The organism is Rouxiella sp. T17 (assembly GCF_036663475.1).
Lineage (GTDB): Bacteria > Pseudomonadota > Gammaproteobacteria > Enterobacterales > Enterobacteriaceae > Rouxiella.
The window spans coordinates 287,906-305,901 of record NZ_JAWUEA010000035.1 but is presented as its reverse complement, the minus strand read 5'-3'; the positions used below and the strand labels follow the sequence as shown (position 1 = coordinate 305,901).

The 17,996-nt window shown below is 52.8% G+C and carries 15 protein-coding genes; 14 read left to right on the top strand and 1 reads right to left on the bottom strand.

Features of this window, described 5'->3' with window-relative positions; all coding sequences use genetic code 11:
* Positions 1 to 196: 196 nt before the first annotated feature.
* The 10 genes from miaB (at position 197) to SC206_RS14760 (ending at position 11,858) form a co-directional block, all read left to right on the top strand.
* Positions 197 to 1,621, top strand: coding sequence for a tRNA (N6-isopentenyl adenosine(37)-C2)-methylthiotransferase MiaB (miaB, locus tag SC206_RS14805; protein WP_332738187.1), 1,425 nt, complete (start codon positions 197 to 199; stop codon positions 1,619 to 1,621).
* Positions 1,622 to 1,804: 183 nt separating this feature from the next.
* Complete coding sequence (locus SC206_RS14800) at positions 1,805 to 2,893, top strand: PhoH family protein (RefSeq protein ID WP_332738186.1); 1,089 nt, start codon at positions 1,805 to 1,807, stop codon at positions 2,891 to 2,893.
* Positions 2,890 to 3,360, top strand: coding sequence for an rRNA maturation RNase YbeY (gene ybeY, locus SC206_RS14795; protein WP_332738185.1), 471 nt, complete (start codon positions 2,890 to 2,892; stop codon positions 3,358 to 3,360). Before SC206_RS14800 ends, ybeY begins: the two co-directional genes overlap by 4 nt.
* A gap of 182 nt (positions 3,361 to 3,542) precedes the next feature.
* Entirely contained in the window at positions 3,543 to 4,421 is an 879-nt protein-coding gene (gene corC / locus SC206_RS14790) for a CNNM family magnesium/cobalt transport protein CorC (RefSeq protein WP_332738184.1), read from the top strand.
* A gap of 139 nt (positions 4,422 to 4,560) precedes the next feature.
* Positions 4,561 to 6,084, top strand: coding sequence for an apolipoprotein N-acyltransferase (gene lnt, locus SC206_RS14785; RefSeq protein WP_332738183.1), 1,524 nt, complete (start codon positions 4,561 to 4,563; stop codon positions 6,082 to 6,084).
* Between the two features lie 726 nt (positions 6,085 to 6,810).
* Positions 6,811 to 8,199: a hypothetical protein gene (locus SC206_RS14780; protein WP_332738182.1), complete on the top strand. Its 1,389-nt coding sequence runs from the start codon at positions 6,811 to 6,813 to the stop codon at positions 8,197 to 8,199.
* 375 nt (positions 8,200 to 8,574) lie between these two features.
* On the top strand, positions 8,575 to 9,471 hold the full coding sequence (locus SC206_RS14775; protein ID WP_332738181.1) for an amino acid ABC transporter substrate-binding protein: 897 nt from the start codon (positions 8,575 to 8,577) through the stop codon (positions 9,469 to 9,471).
* 243 nt (positions 9,472 to 9,714) lie between these two features.
* Positions 9,715 to 10,455 (top strand): amino acid ABC transporter permease, encoded by a 741-nt coding sequence (locus SC206_RS14770; RefSeq protein WP_332738180.1) that lies wholly within the window; start codon positions 9,715 to 9,717, stop codon positions 10,453 to 10,455.
* A gap of 3 nt (positions 10,456 to 10,458) precedes the next feature.
* On the top strand, positions 10,459 to 11,136 hold the full coding sequence (gene gltK, locus SC206_RS14765) for a glutamate/aspartate ABC transporter permease GltK (RefSeq protein WP_332738179.1): 678 nt from the start codon (positions 10,459 to 10,461) through the stop codon (positions 11,134 to 11,136).
* Entirely contained in the window at positions 11,133 to 11,858 is a 726-nt protein-coding gene (locus tag SC206_RS14760; protein WP_332738178.1) for an amino acid ABC transporter ATP-binding protein, read from the top strand. Before gltK ends, SC206_RS14760 begins: the two co-directional genes overlap by 4 nt.
* A 174-nt stretch (positions 11,859 to 12,032) precedes the next feature.
* Here the strand turns inward: SC206_RS14760 and SC206_RS14755 are convergent, their stop codons facing one another.
* Entirely contained in the window at positions 12,033 to 12,581 is a 549-nt protein-coding gene (locus SC206_RS14755; RefSeq protein ID WP_332738177.1) for a zinc ribbon-containing protein, read from the bottom strand.
* Positions 12,582 to 12,932: 351 nt separating this feature from the next.
* Here SC206_RS14755 and leuS point away from each other — a divergent pair, with 351 nt between their 5' ends.
* Genes leuS through nadD form a run of 4 tightly spaced genes read left to right on the top strand, consistent with a single transcriptional unit; the run spans position 12,933 to position 17,902 of the window.
* Positions 12,933 to 15,515: a leucine--tRNA ligase gene (gene leuS / locus SC206_RS14750; RefSeq protein WP_332738176.1), complete on the top strand. Its 2,583-nt coding sequence runs from the start codon at positions 12,933 to 12,935 to the stop codon at positions 15,513 to 15,515.
* A 49-nt stretch (positions 15,516 to 15,564) separates the two neighbouring features.
* A complete protein-coding gene (lptE, locus tag SC206_RS14745; protein WP_332738263.1) occupies positions 15,565 to 16,152 on the top strand; it encodes an LPS assembly lipoprotein LptE in 588 nt (195 codons plus the stop codon).
* Positions 16,149 to 17,189 carry a DNA polymerase III subunit delta gene (holA, locus tag SC206_RS14740; RefSeq protein WP_332738175.1) on the top strand — a complete coding sequence of 347 codons (1,041 nt, stop codon included), beginning with the start codon at positions 16,149 to 16,151 and terminating at the stop codon, positions 17,187 to 17,189. The genes lptE and holA overlap by 4 nt, the downstream gene beginning before the upstream one ends.
* Positions 17,189 to 17,902: a nicotinate-nucleotide adenylyltransferase gene (gene nadD, locus SC206_RS14735; RefSeq protein ID WP_332738174.1), complete on the top strand. Its 714-nt coding sequence runs from the start codon at positions 17,189 to 17,191 to the stop codon at positions 17,900 to 17,902. Before holA ends, nadD begins: the two co-directional genes overlap by 1 nt.
* Positions 17,903 to 17,996: the final 94 nt, after the last annotated feature.

Here is a 17,996-nt window from a genome sequence, read left to right as displayed (position 1 = left end):
GGTTTATACACTCCTCGTATTTTGCGAAGTGTACCGGAAATTTGCGCTGCAATCAGGCGTAACAGGCCTTCGCGCACTAGCCACTCAGTTAATGTGGGATTACAATGCTTCTCCTCGTAGGCTGTGTCCCGAGGTTATCGACCAATAATAACTATAGGGGCATTTTGTTTAACGCTTTTTGAGTCATGGCATGTCGATGAAAAAAAAACTGCATATTAAAACCTGGGGCTGTCAGATGAATGAGTATGATTCATCGAAAATGGCCGACCTGCTTAACAGCACACACGGTTTCGAACTGACGGAAAATGCCGAAGAGGCCGACGTGCTGCTGCTCAATACCTGTTCCATTCGGGAAAAAGCGCAGGAAAAAGTCTTCCACCAATTAGGTCGCTGGAAATTACTGAAAAAAGCGAATCCTGACCTGATTATCGGTGTCGGCGGTTGTGTCGCCTCACAGGAAGGCAAGCTGATTCGCCAGCGCGCGCACTACGTCGACATCGTCTTTGGCCCGCAAACGCTGCATCGCCTGCCTGAAATGATCAACCACGTGCGCGGCAGCAAAAGCCCCATCGTTGACGTTAGCTTCCCCGAAATCGAAAAATTCGACCGTTTACCCGAGCCGCGCGCCGATGGCCCGACCGCGTTTGTGTCGATCATGGAAGGATGCAACAAATATTGCAGCTTCTGCGTGGTGCCTTACACCCGTGGCGAAGAAGTCAGCCGCCCGAGCGACGACGTGCTGTTTGAAGTCGCGCAGCTGGCCGCACAGGGCGTACGTGAGGTTAACCTGCTGGGCCAGAACGTGAACGCCTATCGCGGACCCGGCTTTGACGGCGAAATCTGCTCCTTCGCCGAGCTGCTGCGTCTGGTCGCCAGCATCGACGGAATCGACCGCATTCGCTTTACCACCAGCCATCCGATTGAATTTACTGACGATATCATCGACGTTTATAAAGATACGCCCGAGCTGGTGAGCTTCCTGCATCTGCCCATTCAGAGCGGATCCGACCGCGTGCTGACCATGATGAAACGCGCGCACACGGCGCTGGAATACAAATCTACGCTGCGTAAAATCCTCAAGGCGCGGCCCGGCATTACCTTCAGCTCTGACTTTATTATCGGCTTCCCCGGTGAAACAGAAGAAGATTTCGAGCAGACCATGAAACTGATCGTCGACGTTAATATGGATGTCAGCTATAGCTTTATTTACTCGGCGCGTCCGGGTACGCCAGCGGCAGAGATGGTTGACGACGTCAGCGACGACGAGAAAAAGCAGCGTCTATATCGCCTGCAAGAGCGCATCACGCAGCAGGCAACCCGCATCAGCCGCAGCATGATTGGCACCGTGCAGCGCATTCTGGTCGAAGGAACGTCGCGCAAAGACATTATGGAGCTCACGGGCCGCACCGAAAATAACCGCGTTGTGAACTTTGAAGGCACGCCGGACATGATTGGCAAATTCGTCGACGTCGAAATTGTCGACGTGCTGACCAACTCCCTGCGCGGCATTGTCGTGCGCACCGAGGCGCAAATGGATCTGCGTTTACAAGAGTCGCCGCAGCAGATCATCGCCCGCACCCGCAAGGAAAACGAGCTCGGCGTCGGTATCTATCAGCCTTAAGCCTTTCGTTCACTTAATTCTTAAGGGCGCTGCGGCGCCCTGCTTGTTTTTTACGAGACAGGCCGCATATTTATAAAAGGGAAGCATGTCCTGGCGGGAATATTTCGCCAAGGGCATGTATGATTACCTCTATCAGGACGTCGTAGACCTACACTTTCAACATCCATTTTAAACAGGTCCAGCGTGGCCCAGAGGAATAGTTTGAACGTTGTAACACAAGAGATTTTGCTGGAGCCCGAAGATAATCAGCGTTTGCTGAGTCTTTGCGGGCCGTTTGATGACAACATCAAGCAACTGGAGCGCCGGTTGGGCATCGAGATCAATCGTCGTGATAACGCCTTTAAACTGGTCGGCAAGCCCCTGAACGTTGAAGCGGCAGTGAATATTCTGCGCGACCTTTACGTTGATACCGCCCCATTACGTGGCGAAACGCAGGAAGTCGATCCCGAAAAAATCCATTTGGCGATCAAAGAGAGCCGCGTGCTTGAGCAAACGGCGGAAAGCGTGCCCGATTACGGCAAAGCGGTCATTATCAAGACCAAGCGCGGGATGATTAAGCCGCGCACGCCAAATCAGGCGCAGTATATCGCCAACGTGCTCGACCATGACATTACCTTTGGTATCGGACCTGCCGGTACCGGCAAAACCTATCTGGCCGTTGCAGCAGCCGTTGATGCGCTTGAGCGTCAGGAAGTGCGACGCATTCTGCTAACCCGTCCGGCGGTTGAGGCGGGCGAAAAGCTGGGCTTCTTGCCGGGTGACCTGAGCCAGAAGGTTGACCCGTATTTGCGTCCGCTGTATGACGCATTATTTGAAATGCTCGGCTTTGAAAAAGTCGAGAAGCTGATTGAGCGCAACGTGATTGAAGTCGCGCCGCTGGCCTACATGCGTGGCCGTACGCTCAACGACGCCTTTATTATTCTCGACGAGAGCCAAAACACCTCGATTGAGCAGATGAAGATGTTTTTGACCCGTATCGGTTTCAACTCCAAGGCCGTGATCACCGGCGACGTAACGCAAATTGACCTGCCGCGTCATCAGAAATCCGGTCTGCGTCACGCGATTGAAGTGCTGTCGGGCGTAGAAGAGCTGAGCTTTAACTTCTTCCACAGCGAAGACGTGGTGCGCCATCCTGTCGTGGCCCGCATCGTTGTCGCCTATGAGGCGTGGGAAGAAGAAGACCAGAAGCGCCGCGATGAAACGGCCCGTCAGCGCAAACAGGATTCACAGCAGTACGCTGTCCAACCCACCCCTGAACAGAGCAATACATGAGTCATCAGGTTATTTTAGATTTACAGATTGCCAGCGAGAGCAGCGAAGGCTTGCCGACCGAAAACGACTTCCAGCAGTGGCTGGAAGCCGTACTTCCCCAATTTCAGGAAGAGTCGGAAGTGACCATTCGTATCGTCGATGAAGCCGAAAGTCAGGCGTTAAACCTGACTTACCGTGGCAAAGACAAATCCACCAACGTGCTGTCATTCCCGTTCGAAGCACCGCCGGGCATGGAGCTTCCGTTGCTGGGTGATTTGGTGATTTGTCGCCAGGTCGTCGAAAAAGAAGCGCTGGAGCAAAACAAGGCGCTTAATGCGCATTGGGCGCATATGGTTGTTCACGGCAGTCTGCATCTGCTAGGGTATGATCATATCGTTGACGAAGAAGCAGAAGAAATGGAGGCCATCGAGATTGAAATCATGCAATCTTTGGGGCATCCAGACCCTTATTTGCTGCTTGACGACTAGCGCTGCTCGACGAAGCGCCGCAAACGCGTTTTAATAGTGTTGTTTTTAGAAGTACAGTTTTCAAAGGCTCGACTTTAAAAACGCAGTTTCAAGAAAACAGCTTTTCCCTGTCATAACGTTACCGCCACGCCGTAACGTTATGATGTATTTTTCCCTAATATGAGAATCTACAACCCAACGCCATGAGCGATGACCATCCACAAAACAGCGACAGCCCCAGTCCCAAGAAGGGCTTCTTCTCCCTTATGCTCAGCCAGCTTTTTCACGGTGAACCTAAAAACCGTGGCGATCTGCTAGAGCTGATCCGTGATTCCGAACAAAACGACCTGATCGATCCCGATACCCGTGACATGCTGGAAGGCGTGATGGATATCGCCGAGCAGCGCGTGCGCGACATCATGATCCCTCGTTCGCAAATGATTACGCTCAAACGCAATCAGCCTATCGAAGAGTGCCTCGACGTTATTATCGAGTCGGCCCACTCGCGCTTTCCGATAATCAGCGAGGATAAGGACCATATCGAAGGCATTCTGATGGCAAAAGATTTACTGCCCTTTATGCGTTCGGCATCAGAGCCTTTCAGCATCGACAAAGTGCTGAGACCCGTTGTGGTTGTTCCTGAAAGCAAGCGCGTTGACCGCATGCTCAAAGAGTTTCGCTCGCAGCGTTACCACATGGCGATTGTGGTTGACGAATTTGGCGGCGTTTCCGGTCTGGTCACCATCGAAGATATTCTCGAGCTGATTGTTGGCGAAATCGAAGACGAATATGATGACGAAGAAGATCTCGACATCCGCCAGCTCAGCCGTCACACCTACACTATTCGCGCACTGGCACCGATTGAAGACTTCAACGAAGTGTTTGATACCAACTTCAGCGATGACGAAGTCGACACCATCGGCGGTTTGGTGATGCAGTCCTTCGGGCACCTGCCTGCTCGTGGCGAAACCATTGAAATCGACGGTTACTCATTCAAAGTTGCCATGGCCGACAGCCGCCGTATTATTCAGGTTCACGTAAAAATCCCGGACAGCGCGCCGCAACCAAAATTAGAAGAATAATTTAAAACATGGCATCAACATTATTATACCCGCTCGATTTCGCATCACAGCAAGACGGCGAAGGAACGCAATCCCGGAAGATGACCGCTGTAAATCACCGGGTTATTACAGGCAAGTCAACGCGCCAGTGGTGTGCAATATGACGGGTATAGTAAATCGCCAGCGGGTAAGAAGCCTGCTGGCAATACTGTTTGGTGCCTGCGGTACGCTCTCGTTCTCCCCTTACGATTTCTGGCCGGCGGCCATTGTGTCACTGGCTGGCCTGCTGGCGCTGACCCTCGATCGCCGTCCGGGGCAATCCGCCCTGCTCGGCTTCTTCTGGGGAATCGGCCTGTTCGGCAGTGGCGTAAACTGGGTTTATGTCAGTATCGCGACCTTTGGCGGCATGCCCGGCTTTGTCAATATCTTCCTCGTGGCACTGCTTGCGGTTTATTTGTCGCTGTACACCATGCTGTTTGCAGGCCTGCTAGCGAAGCTGTGGCCGAAAACCACCTGGTGGCGTCTTGCCTTGGCGGCACCTGCGCTGTGGCAGGTTACCGAGTTTTTACGCGGCTGGGTGCTGACCGGCTTCCCGTGGCTACAGTTTGGCTACAGCCAGATTAACGGCCCGCTGAAAGGGATAGCTCCTCTCGGCGGCGTTGAAAGTATTACCTTTATTATGATGTCGCTGAGCGGCGTGCTGGTTTACGGCCTGATCAAACGCAAAGCCGTGTCAGTGGTGATTGCCTTGGCGATGCTGCTGTTGCCTTGGCCGCTGCGTCAGGTGCATTGGTTCACGCCGCAGCCCGATAAAACGCTCGACGTGGCGATGGTGCAGGGCAATATTCCGCAGTCGATGAAGTGGGACCCTAAAGCGCTTATCTCCACCTTGCAGGCCTATCTGGACGAAACGCGTCCTTACGTCGGCAAGTCCAAACTAATTATCTGGCCTGAATCTGCAATCCCTGATATCGAAGCCGATCAACAGCAGTTTTTGACCATGCTGGATGACCTCACGCGTTCGCACCACACCAACCTGATTACCGGTATTGTGGATTACAAACGCACGGCAACCGGCACCGAAACGTATAACAGCGTGATTGCGCTGGGCGAGCCCGAGCCTTATCGCTATCCCGATCCGAACCGTTACAACAAATATCACTTGGTGCCGTTCGGCGAATTTGTGCCAATGGAGAACCTGCTGCGTCCGCTCGCGCCGTTCTTCGACCTGCCAATGTCGTCGTTCAGCCGTGGCGCTTATCTTCAGCCGCCGCTGCACGTGGCCGGACTCAATCTGACCACCGCGATTTGCTATGAGATTGTCGAGGGCGAACAGGTGCGAGAGAATTTCCGTCCGGATACCGACCTGCTGCTGACCGTCTCGAACGATGCCTGGTTTGGTCACTCGATTGGCCCGTGGCAGCATTTCCAGATGGCCCGCATGCGCGCGGTCGAACTGGGGCGTCCGCTGTTGCGTAGCACCAATAATGGCGTGACGGCCGCCGTCGATGCTGAAGGTAATATCATCGCCGAGCTGCCACAGTTCACCCGTCAGGTGTTGGAAGTGAAAGTGACGCCAACGCAGGGCATCACGCCTTATGCCCGCATGGGCGCGTGGCCGGTGTGGATGCTGACACTGCTCGCCGCCTTTGCTGCCGTTCTGTTGAGTCGTCGTAAAAGCTAGGTCGTCGTATATGTAACGGTTTTTCCAGAACTGTTCATCATTAGCGGCATAATCAGGGGCACAATCGCGTGCTCCTGATTTTCTTTATCAGATCCTCGGCTTCCGCTTTCCAGCTCGCCTAACCTCGTACACACCATTTATATAGAGTTCTTGAAGATCCTATAAACTGCTGTTCAACAAATTAGCAATTTGCCTAATGGGTACTTTTTCTGAGCGGCAGGTAACACATCATTTTGAATTGAATCGGTAATCTCGTTCCAGGCTTATCTGCCGACGCGTGCTTGTTTAACAATGAGTACGAGTATCACTTAACTCAGGAATCGCCACATTATGATGAGAATCCCGCCATCGATAATGCAGTTAACGAATGTTTCCACCACTTCCCCAACGCCGGTTGCCTATAAATCTCCCCCATTGCCCACACTGGTTGGCGTGACGTCCAATCACGCCGCGCAAATGAACTCCAGCATGCACCCGTCTGCACCTCCGTTACCTGCCTTTCACAACGATCGGCCCGATCATTTCCCGCAAAATCTAGCCTCGCTCACCCCCCTTCCCCTTAGTCAAAATTTTCTACGTCCTTTACCGGCACTACCTACCTCTCCTTCAACGACCCAACCTTTTCGGACGCCCCAACTTTTACAGCCACATAGTGAGCCTCGTTCGGCGCGAATAATTCGGCTCGTTGAGTCACACAGAGACTATCTCGAAGAGGTTAATCAGACTTTGGATCACTATGAAAAAACGGCAGCAGGCTTACTAAAAGGAGAATTAAAACAGCGCGTCGAGGCGTTACGAAGGCAGTTGGTTACCAGCATCCACAGCTCATATAATGCACAGGCCTCACTGACTAAGAGTATAATTTCGATGAGGAAAAAGTTAATTGCCGTCAATGAAATGATTGCTTCAGTCCTGCTTGAAACGCCATTTCCCAGTTATACCGACCCTTCGTCAAAGGTTATGAAACAGGTCGCCGAGAGCATCCATCAACTTACTGCCGTCGATAAAAAAGTATTGCTCAAGTTATACGACCAGAGAAGAGAGCTTAATGACACACTCCAAAAAAAATCGCTTTCTACACGCAAACGCACCCAACTGATTGAAAAAATTGCCATTGCAGGAACTACCATTGAGGCTAATCTAAATAACAAGATCCCTTTCAGGGAGTTCCTGCAAATAATGTCCAGCAATGAGAGCAGACTTTCAAAAAGATATGCCAGCGCATTGGCGCTCTATGGACAAAGTGTTGCCGAACCCTTGCGAGAACTTTTACAAACCAGATTTTACCCCGCAATTCAAACCGCAGAACGGCTGCTGCCCAATGCTGACACGATAAAACTGATTGGACGTAATTTTGAGCAATTAAATCAAGCTTTGAAAACGGCCATAAAATCACAGCAAAGTAAAAATGAAGCTTTTCTTTGCACACTCAATTTTAGCGATGCCAACCGGCGTATGGCTCAGGTCGAAAACAATAGAAAAGCCTTTGCCGATCACCTCACTCTTTCCAACAAAATAATAGAAAGCCAACACAAATATATTCAACGAGAAAACAGCCTATTGCAGCATGTTGCCTGCAATGAAGCCATTACCGAGTCCCGTAATGCTTTAGTAGAAAAAGTTAACGTGAACTTTGTGGTGAACGGTGCCGAATATAGAACGCTTGAAGGCAATAATCAGCGCAAATCAGCCATGACGGGTGCCGTGAGATCTTCTTTCGACATTAAGGTTACACGACGCGAATACCTTGATTATCAGCAAGCTATAGCACAAAACAATACTTCGCGAAAAGAAGAACTGTTACAGAAATGGGCCCGTGACAATGCCGACAAAATTCCCGTGCTGGATGCAAAAGGCGTATATACCAGCCGAGATAGTCACCCCTATCGGGCCCACGTAGAGTGGCACATCAACCATACCGCAGCTTACCCGGGTGAAGAACGCACGTATCGCACAGAGTCCGGCGTTCATGCTTCACTTGCCGACACGCTGGCGACGTTAAAAATCGCAGAATCAATCACCGGCACTTCACCAACCTTGCGTACTATCGAAGCGTCAACGGCGGCCAACGGCGTTTTTCTGGGTTCAGACCTGAATTCTACCAGCGAGGCATAGCGGGCAGGCCGATTAAAATTGCGGCTAATCAATGTGGCTGGCATGCATCTTGCTACATCTTGTTGAAAGATATCTTGTTTATAAACGTAAAGATGCTCTCTGCATCGTTTTGACACATTCTGAGCAATTATTGGTCACCAAATAAGTGCAAGTTAGTGGGTTTGCTTTTATTTGGTGCGCGCTCAGTCTCAAAAAAGAAACATAATGATTTCACATTGTTCACATTACGCTATCTTCTCCAACGAAGGTCGCGACTCACAGGATTGAGTGAATTGTGTTAATCGAGCAGTGCAGCGCGCTGATACAAGATTATTAACCGCCGGATTTATCTTTGATCCTTTACGAAGGATCCCTCACAAGCAAAGGAGTTGGACCATGCAATTGCGCAAACTGGTGTTGTCGGTACTGTTGGCAAGTGTTGCCGCAAGTAGCCTTGCCCATGCCGAAGAATTGACGGGTACCCTGAAAAAAATCAAAGATAACGGCGTGATCGTGGTCGGTCACCGTGAATCTTCCGTGCCTTTCTCTTATTACAATAATCAGCAGAAGCCGGTGGGTTATTCTCAGGATTTCTCCAACGCCATTGTTGAAGCCATCAAGAAAAAGCTGAACGCGCCTGACCTGCAGGTCAAGATGTTGCCTATCACCTCGCAAAACCGTATCCCGCTGCTGCAAAACGGCACCTACGATTTTGAGTGTGGCTCAACCACTAATAACCTCGAGCGCCAGCAACAGGCCGCCTTCTCCGATTCCATTTTCGTTATCGGCACCCGCCTGCTGGTTAAAAAAGGCTCACCGGTTAAAGATTTCGCCGATTTGAAAGGCAAGACCGTGGTAGTGACTTCCGGCACCACCTCTGAAGTGCTGCTGCACAAGCTGAATGATGACAAGAAAATGGAGATGAAAATCATCAGCACCAAAGATCACGGTGACTCGTTCCGCACGCTGGAAACGGGCCGTGCCGCTGCCTTTATGATGGATGACGCCCTGCTGGCCGGCGAACGTGCCAAAGCCAAGAAGCCGGACGATTGGGTCATTTTGGGCACGCCGCAGTCCAAAGAAGCCTACGGCTGTATGCTGCGTAAAGATGACGCCGACTTCAAAAAACTGGTTGATGACACCGTAGTGCAGGCCGAAACCTCCGGTCAGGCCAGCAAATGGTTTGAAACCTGGTTCAAACAGCCTATCCCACCAAAAAATCTGAACATGAACTTTGAACTGTCCGACGACATGAAAGCTCTGTTCAAAGCGCCAAACGATAAAGCGCTGTAAGTGAGTAAAAGACAATAGTCATACCTGAAGCCACTGACGTCGCAGCAAGAGCAGCCAATGCCGCTGCGGCGTCCAGGGCAAAAGGTATGTGATGAGGTCCTGACAGGGCTGTAGGAACTGCGAAAGCAGATTGAATGCGGGGTGGTCGTTCCCCACCCCGCCATTCTTTTTATGATTAAAAATAAGTGTTTCAAGCTCGGCCGCGTTCGTCGTCACTCATAAAGTTATTCAAGAGGTTTTTCTATGTCTTCAGGCTGGAATTGGGGCATTTTTCTCGAGCAGGCTCCCTTCGGGAATACCACTTATCTTGGCTGGATCTGGTCAGGATTTCAGGTCACCGTCGCGCTGTCGCTCTGCGCCTGGGTAATCGCATTTTTCATCGGCTCGATTTTCGGTATTTTACGCACCGTTCCCAATCGCTTCCTTTCCGCACTCGGCACCTGTTACGTGGAGCTATTCCGTAACGTCCCGCTGATTGTGCAATTCTTTATCTGGTATCTGGTGGTCCCCGAGCTGCTGCCCGAAAACATCGGCATGTGGTTCAAGCAGGATCTCGACCCGAACGTGCAGTTCTTTGTCTCTTCGATGGTCTGCCTTGGCCTGTTTACCGCCGCCCGCGTCTGCGAGCAGGTACGCGCCGCGATTCAGTCGCTGCCGCGCGGCCAGCAGGCGGCCGGTTTGGCTGTAGGGCTGACGCTGCCCCAGACTTATCGCTACGTGCTGCTGCCCAATGCCTATCGGGTGATTGTGCCGCCGTTGACCTCGGAGATGCTCAATCTGGTCAAAAACTCGGCCATTGCTTCGACGATCGGGCTGGTGGATATGGCCGCGCAGGCCGGTAAATTGCTGGATTACTCCGCGCACGCCTACGAATCCTTTGCCGCGATTACGCTGGCTTACGTCCTCATCAACGCGGTCATTATGCTGATCATGCAGCAGGTCGAACGCAAGATCCGCCTGCCGGGCAACATGGGGAGTAAATAATTTATGTATGAATTTGACTGGAGCTCGATAGGTCCGAGCCTGCCCTATCTGCTCGACGGCATGATTATCACGCTGAAAATCACCGCCATCGCTATCGTATTTGGCATCCTGTGGGGCACACTGCTGGCGGTAATGCGCCTGTCGTCGTTCAAGCCTATCAGCTGGTTTGCGCGCGTTTACGTTAACCTGTTCCGCGCCGTGCCGCTGGTGATGGTGCTGCTGTGGTTTTATTTGGTGGTGCCGACGTTCCTGCAAAAGGTGCTTGGGCTGTCGCCTAAAACCGACATCCGGCTTATTTCGGCGATGGTCGCGTTCGCGCTGTTCGAAGCGGCCTATTATTCCGAGATTATCCGCGCCGGGATTCAAAGTATTGCGCGCGGACAGTCCTCCGCCGCGCTGGCGCTGGGCATGACCCACTGGCAGTCGATGCAGCTTATCATCCTGCCGCAGGCGTTCCGCGCCATGGTGCCGCTGCTGCTGACGCAGGCCATCGTGCTGTTTCAGGATACCTCGCTGGTTTACGTGCTCAGTCTGGCGGACTTCTTCCGCACCGCCACCAATATTGGCGAACGCGACGGTACGCAGGTCGAGATGATCCTGTTTGCCGGTTTAGTCTATTTTGTTATCAGTCTCTCTGCCTCGCTGCTGGTGAGCTATTTGAAGAAAAGGTCTCATTCATGATTTCACTGAAAAATGTCTCAAAATGGTACGGCCACTTCCAGGTACTGTCTGAATGCAGCACCGAGGTCAAGAAAGGTGAAGTTGTGGTGGTCTGCGGCCCTTCCGGCTCAGGCAAGTCGACGCTTATCAAAACCGTTAACGGATTGGAGCCGATTCAAAAGGGCGAGATTCTGGTTAACGGCACGGCAGTCAACGATAAAAAGACCAATCTGGCCCAGCTACGTGCCAAAGTCGGCATGGTGTTTCAGCACTTCGAGCTGTTCCCGCACCTGTCGATTGTCGAAAATCTGACGCTGGCGCAGGTTAAAGTGTTAAAACGCGACAAGGCGGCGGCCCGTGAAAAAGGGCTAAAACTGCTGGATCGCGTAGGTTTATCGGCGCACGCCCACAAGTTTCCGGGCCAGCTTTCCGGTGGACAACAGCAACGCGTGGCCATCGCTCGCGCATTATGCATGGATCCTATCGCCATGCTGTTTGACGAACCGACTTCCGCGCTCGACCCTGAAATGATCAACGAAGTGCTGGACGTGATGGTTGAACTCGCCAACGAAGGCATGACCATGATGGTCGTGACGCACGAGATGGGATTTGCGCGCAAGGTCGCCAACCGAGTAATCTTTATGGATGAAGGGAAAATTGTTGAAGATCGCAATAAAGACGATTTCTTCAACAATCCCCAATCCGATCGCGCGCGAGATTTCCTTGCGAAGATTCTCCACTAACGGCCCTTCGTACTTGAAGCTGTGTTGCCTTTTTAAATATAAATCCGAAATCTCCAAAGTCATTGGGATTACAGCAAGGCGGCCAGTTTTCGAATCCCCAGGAGCTTACACAAGTAAGTGACTGGGGTGAGAAAACGCCGCCAACGCAGCTGTGGTCACAAGAACGAAGGAGATTTAGGGTTTAAAGGGCCTTCTGGAGAACTCATCGTTGCCGCATTCGGGGCACTTGGTTAAAACTTCAGGCGTATAAACTGCCAGATGGAAATGACATTTCTCGCACACCAAATCGCCTAATCCTACGACTTCGCCGCTGTGATAAATCCCGTGGTGATTCACATCTTTAAAGACTTCTTTCCATTCGAGCTGGGTTTTATCGGTGATGTCCGCCAGTTCGCGCCACAGGCTTTCCTTAATGACGCGCATAAAGACGCTCTCTTCTTCCTCGGGCTCTTCAACGACCGGTTCGGCGACGTGTTGGGTCGCGGCAGGCTGCGTAATGCTCCGGCGGGCAGGCGCGTACTCGCCATAAATTCGCGCGAACTCCTGTAAATCGCGACGCGCTGACCACGTCAATCTGTCGACCTCGACCGGCGAAAGTTTTCCCTCGTTTTGCAAAGTTACACGCGCATCGCTGACCAACAGGTCAATATCGCGCTCGCCGCTGCGCAGACGTTCCGTCAATGACACCATTAACTGGCGATAGTCCTGCTCTACATCATTCATAACTTCTCCTTAAGGCGGCTTAACGCATCAATTTTATTTGAGTGACGCCTTTCATTTTAGTCGTGAATGGATGAGTCAGCCGGACGCGAGGCGCAATTTCCGCTTAGTCCGAAAAAATAATCGGCCGTGAAGCGGGAGAAAAAGCCGCCTCGGCCAAGCTTGGTGTTGTTGCCTTGGGCGCTTATCAGCTATGCTATGCGGATCTGTTTAAAACTTTTGTTATTAACGTATTTGATTAACGAAATAGGGCTACCGACGTAGCTGTTTTTAACTAACATCAACCCAAAGTAGTTTGAGCTGCCCTTCACGCGGCATTTCAAATGCTGAGGGTATTAGGGACCATCGGCCGCCATGCAAGAGCAATACCGTCCAGAAGAGATAGAGTCACAGGTTCAACTTCACTGGCAAGAGAAGCAGACCTTCAAAGTCACCGAACAACCTGGAAAAGAGAAATATTACTGTCTCTCCATGTTGCCTTACCCATCAGGCCGCCTGCACATGGGTCACGTGCGTAACTACACCATCGGTGACGTGATTTCCCGCTACCAGCGCATGCTGGGCAAGAACGTGCTACAGCCAATCGGCTGGGACGCCTTTGGCCTGCCTGCCGAAGGAGCCGCGGTTAAAAACAATACCGCACCGGCGCCGTGGACCTACGAAAACATCGAATACATGAAGAACCAGCTTAAACTGCTGGGCTTCGGCTATGACTGGAGCCGCGAACTCGCGACCTGCCAGCCGGAATATTACCGCTGGGAACAGTGGTTCTTCACCAAGCTGTACGAAAAGGGTCTGGTTTACAAGAAGACCTCCGCGGTTAACTGGTGTCCGCACGACCTGACCGTTCTGGCGAATGAGCAGGTTATCGACGGCTGCTGCTGGCGCTGTGATACCAAAGTTGAACGCAAAGAGATCCCGCAGTGGTTTATCAAAATCACCGCCTACGCCGATCAGCTGCTGAACGATCTGGATACGCTTGAGAGCTGGCCTGAGCAGGTCAAAACCATGCAGCGTAACTGGATTGGCCGTTCGGAAGGCGTCGAGATTACGTTCGACGTCGAGAAAAGCGAAGAGAAGCTGACCGTTTACACCACGCGTCCTGACACCTTTATGGGTGCCACTTACGCGGCGGTGGCGGCGGGTCATCCTCTGTCATTGCAAGCTGCGGCTTCACAGCCTGCGCTGGCTGATTTCATCGACGAATGCCGTAACACCAAGGTTGCCGAAGCAGAAATGGCGACCATGGAGAAGAAAGGCATGCCGACCGGCCTGTTCGCCGTGCATCCTTTGACCGGCAAGCAGATCCCGATTTGGGTCGCCAACTTTGTTTTGATGGAATACGGCACCGGCGCCGTGATGGCCGTTCCGGGCCACGACGCGCGTGACTGGGAATTCGCCACCAAATACAACCTGCCTATCGAAGCCGTTATTCTGAATGCTGACGGCAGCGTGCCTGACGTTCAAGCAGAAGTCATGACCGAAAAAGGCGTGCTGTGCAATTCCGGCGAGTTCGACGGTCTGGATCACGAGCAGGGCTTCAACGCCATCGCCGACAAGCTGGTCAGCATGGGCGTGGGCGAGCGTAAAGTGAACTATCGCCTGCGCGACTGGGGTGTTTCACGCCAGCGCTACTGGGGTGCGCCAATCCCGATGATCACGCTGGAAGACGGTACTGTCATCCCGACGCCAGAAGATCAGCTGCCGGTTATTCTGCCGGAAGACGTGGTCATGGACGGCATCACCAGCCCAATCAAGGCCGATCCCGAGTGGGCAAAAACCACCGTTAACGGCATGCCTGGTCTGCGTGAAACCGACACCTTCGATACCTTCATGGAGTCGTCGTGGTACTACGCGCGTTACACCTGCCCAGACTACGACAAAGGCATGCTGGACCCGGCTGCGGCCAACTACTGGCTGCCGGTTGACCAATATGTTGGCGGTATCGAACACGCCATTATGCACCTGATGTACTTCCGCTTCTTCCACAAACTGATGCGCGATGCGGGTCTGGTTACCTCCGACGAGCCGGCAAAACGCCTGCTGTGTCAGGGCATGGTGCTGGCAGATGCCTTCTATTACCTTAACGAAGGCGGCGCGCGCGTTTGGGTTTCGCCAATCGACGCCACCCTCGAGCGTGACGAGAAAGGCCGTATCGTGAAAGCCACCGACCCTGAAGGTCGCGAGCTGGTGTACGCGGGCATGAGCAAGATGTCCAAGTCCAAAAACAACGGTATCGACCCGCAGGTGATGGTGCAGAAATACGGCGCCGACACCGTGCGTCTGTTTATGATGTTTGCTTCGCCGGCAGAAATGACGCTGGAATGGCAGGAATCGGGCGTTGAAGGGGCTAACCGCTTCCTGAAACGTGTCTGGAAACTGGCCTTCGAGCACAGCTCAAAAGGTGCAGCGCCTGCACTGGACGTGGCTTCGTTGACTGCCGCGCAGAAAGATTTGCGTCGCGATCTGCACAAAACCATCGCCAAAGTCACCGATGACGTTGGCCGTCGTCAGACCTTCAATACCGCTATCGCAGCGATTATGGAGCTGATGAACAAGATGGGCCGCGCGCCGCAGGATACCGATCAAGATCGCGCACTGCTGCAGGAAGCCCTGCTGGCCGTGGTTCGCATGCTTTATCCGTTCACGCCGCACGTCTGCTTCACTCTGTGGCAGCAGCTGGGTGGCGAAGGTGATGTCGATGTCGCGCCTTGGCCGATTGCCGACGAAAGCGCGATGGTTGAAGATTCGAAGCTGGTCGTGGTGCAGGTTAACGGCAAGGTTCGCGCTAAAATCACCGTGGCAGCCGACGCAACGGAAGAGCAGGTTCGCGAATCGGCGGCACGGGAATATCTGGTCGCCAAATATCTGGATGGCGTTACCGTTCGCAAGGTAATCTACGTGCCGGGCAAACTGCTTAATCTGGTAGTGGGCTAAGTCTACGAGGCTTTTTTTGCGAGAAAAACTTTTGGAACAAAATTATATGTTGCCACATCGTATTTTGATGCTGTTGTTAGGCGCTATCGTGCTGGTTACCTCGGGCTGCGGTTTCCACCTTCGCGGCACGACCAACGTTCCTCTTGAGCTGAAAACCATCACGCTCAACAGTTACGACCCGTACGGTCCGCTCACGCGCGAGATCCGCAATCAGCTGAAACTGAGTGCAGTGACCGTAGTGCCAGCGACAACAACCAACAAGAAAAGCCTGCCTGAGCTGCGGATAATTAATTCCACGCAGGGTGAATCGACGGCCTCCATCTTCCAGGATGGTAAAACCGCCGAGTATCAGTTAGCGATGACGGTACGCGCACAGGTTCTGTTACCGGGTAAAGATATTTACCCGATTACGGTAACCGTGTTCCGTTCATTCTTCGATAACCCGCTGGCGGCGTTGGCAAAAGATGCCGAGCAGGACATTATCCAGCAAGAGATGCGCGAGCAGGCTGCTCAACAGCTGATTCGTAAACTTCTGACGGTTCACGCCTCGGAAATTTCGAAGAAAGATGTGGTGAGTGCCAAGACTGAAGTGATCAGTTCTGGTACCCCGCCTGCGGCCAGTATTGCCGATAAATGATCCGTCTTTATCCTGAACAACTTGCTGCGCAGCTCCGCGAGGGGCTGCGCGCTTGTTATCTACTCTGTGGCAATGATCCGCTGCTGTTGCAGGAAAGCCAGGACGCCGTGCGTCAGGCCGGAAATGCCAATGATTTCAACGAACACTTCAGCTTTATTCTTGATGCCCATACCGAATGGGACACTATTTTTAGCAGCTGTCAGGCGCTCAGCCTGTTTGCAACCCGCCAGACCCTGACCCTGCATTTTCCCGAAAACGGCCCCTCTGCGCCGATGGCCGAACAGCTCAAAACGCTGGTCAGCCTGCTGCACGACGATATTTTACTGATTTTGCGCGCCAGCAAACTCACCAAGGCGCAGGAAAACAGCGCGTGGTTTAAGGCAATCAGCGATCGCACGGTGTATGTCACCTGCCAGACGCCGGAGCAAGCGCAGCTGCCGCGCTGGGTGGCTAAACGCGCCAAAAGCCTTTCGCTTACGCTCGACGATCCCGCCAATCAGCTGCTCTGTTACTGCTACGAAGGCAATTTGCTGGCTCTGGCGCAGTCACTGGAGCGGCTGGCGCTGCTTTATCCCGACGGCAAACTGACCCTGCCGCGCGTCGAAGAAGCCGTCAACGATGCCGCGCACTTCACGCCGTATCACTGGCTTGACGCCCTGCTGGCAGGTAAAAGTAAGCGCGCGTGGCACATTTTGCGCCAGCTGCAGCAGGAAGATAGCGAACCGGTGATTTTACTGCGCACGCTTCAGCGCGAACTGTTGATGCTGCTCAATCTGCGCCGCAAGATGGACCACCAGCCACTGAGAACACTTTTTGACCAATATAAGGTGTGGCAGAATCGCCGCCCGCTGGTGACGCAGGCGTTGCAGCGCCTCTCTTTATTGCAGATTAATCAGGCAGTCCAACTGCTGACGCAGATGGAAATTCGTCTGAAACAGGACTATGGTCAATCGGTATGGCCCGAACTGGAAAGCCTGTCCATGCTGTTGTGTGGCAAGCCGCTTCCTCCGAGCTTTATTGACGCAGGAACGCTGTAATGACCTTTTCAACAGGCGATCAACCCGATAAACAGGTGTTTGCAGGCCGTGAGCACGAACTGATGGCGCTGTTTGGCGGCACTTTTGACCCGATTCATTTTGGTCATCTGCGCCCCGTCGAACAGTTAGCCCACGAAATTCAGCTCGAAAAGGTGATTCTGCTGCCCAACAACGTGCCGCCGCATCGCTCTCAGCCAGAAGCGTCTTCGGCCCAGCGTCTCGAGATGGCGCAGCTGGCGGTTGAAGGTAACCCGTTGTTTTCAGTGGATTCTCGCGAGTTGCAACGCGACACGCCCTCCTACACTATCGAGACTCTTGAAACGTTACGTAAAGAACGTGGCAATCAGCAGCCATTGGCGTTTATTATTGGCCAGGATTCATTACTGACGCTCTACAAATGGCACCGCTGGGAGTCGCTCCTCGACGTGTGTCATTTAGTGGTGCTGGGTCGTCCGGGATACGCCCGCACGCTCGACACCCCCGAATTGCAGCGTTGGTACGATGCGCACAAAACAGAAGATGCCGGTCAGCTCAGGCAACGCCCTCACGGCCTTATTTATCAGGCCGATACCCCGCTGCTGGATATCTCTGCAACCGAGATCCGCACGCGTCGCCATGAGGGCCGCGATTGCTCAGATTTACTCCCCTTCTCCGTTGAGCGCTATATCGAATCACACGGCCTGTATGCCGTGAATCCTTTATGTCGTGAATAGATCACGCGCGAACACAACGCGTGTTATACTCCGCCGCTTCATTTTTAAGTTAAGTCAAAACGATTTTTAAGTTCAGACAAAAACAATCCCCAGG

Coding starts and splice junctions, on each gene's coding strand:
- miaB (WP_332738187.1), top strand. CDS start 197: ATGAAAAAAAAACTGCATATTAAAACCTGGGGCTGTCAGATGAATGAG.
- ybeY (WP_332738185.1), top strand. CDS start 2,890: ATGAGTCATCAGGTTATTTTAGATTTACAGATTGCCAGCGAGAGCAGC.
- corC (WP_332738184.1), top strand. CDS start 3,543: ATGAGCGATGACCATCCACAAAACAGCGACAGCCCCAGTCCCAAGAAG.
- lnt (WP_332738183.1), top strand. CDS start 4,561: ATGACGGGTATAGTAAATCGCCAGCGGGTAAGAAGCCTGCTGGCAATA.
- SC206_RS14775 (WP_332738181.1), top strand. CDS start 8,575: ATGCAATTGCGCAAACTGGTGTTGTCGGTACTGTTGGCAAGTGTTGCC.
- SC206_RS14770 (WP_332738180.1), top strand. CDS start 9,715: ATGTCTTCAGGCTGGAATTGGGGCATTTTTCTCGAGCAGGCTCCCTTC.
- gltK (WP_332738179.1), top strand. CDS start 10,459: ATGTATGAATTTGACTGGAGCTCGATAGGTCCGAGCCTGCCCTATCTG.
- SC206_RS14760 (WP_332738178.1), top strand. CDS start 11,133: ATGATTTCACTGAAAAATGTCTCAAAATGGTACGGCCACTTCCAGGTA.
- SC206_RS14755 (WP_332738177.1), bottom strand. CDS start 12,581: ATGAATGATGTAGAGCAGGACTATCGCCAGTTAATGGTGTCATTGACG.
- leuS (WP_332738176.1), top strand. CDS start 12,933: ATGCAAGAGCAATACCGTCCAGAAGAGATAGAGTCACAGGTTCAACTT.
- holA (WP_332738175.1), top strand. CDS start 16,149: ATGATCCGTCTTTATCCTGAACAACTTGCTGCGCAGCTCCGCGAGGGG.
- nadD (WP_332738174.1), top strand. CDS start 17,189: ATGACCTTTTCAACAGGCGATCAACCCGATAAACAGGTGTTTGCAGGC.